This is a genomic window from Mesorhizobium sp. M2E.F.Ca.ET.209.01.1.1 (assembly GCF_004010375.2).
GTDB lineage: Bacteria > Pseudomonadota > Alphaproteobacteria > Rhizobiales > Rhizobiaceae > Mesorhizobium.
Window position 1 is genome coordinate 1 of record NZ_SADP02000131.1, and the last position, 485, is coordinate 485.

General features: G+C 64.1%; 1 protein-coding gene. It reads right to left on the reverse strand.

All coding sequences use genetic code 11. From position 1 onward, the window contains the following. The coding region (locus EN852_RS34940; protein WP_189546341.1) for a putative zinc-binding metallopeptidase at positions 1 to 485 on the reverse strand (485 nt) is incomplete at both ends.

Genomic DNA, 485 nt, shown 5'->3' on the forward strand with positions numbered 1-485 from the left:
GAACGGTTCCGGTGCCGGATCGGGATCGGTGGGCGCAGGCTGCAAGCGCCCGCCAGTGTCGCCGCGTGGGATGGCATCGGCATCCACCGTCTCCAGCCGCCCCAGCGGAAAACTCAGCGCATGCACCATTTCAAGCGTGTCGGTTATGTGGAGGTGATGCGCGAAGGTCTCGGCCCAGTCCTCCCATGGGTGCGAGGTGGCGTAGGCCGAGATGTGGTTTTGCTGCCAGTCGGGCGCGGCGCCGTTGGCGTAGTAAGCCTTAAGCGCCTGTTCGTAGTCGGCGCGTTCGTCGCCGAACAAAGCGCGAAAGGCCTCCAGCCCTTGCGGATCGTCGCGGATAAGCCGATCCCAGTAATAATGGCCGAGCTCGTGGCGGAAATGACCGAGCAAGGTGCGGTAATTCTCGCCCATCTCGATCCGCCGCCTTTCACGCTCGGCCGAATCCGCCTCGGCGACGTTGAGCGTGATCAGGCCATTGTCGTGGC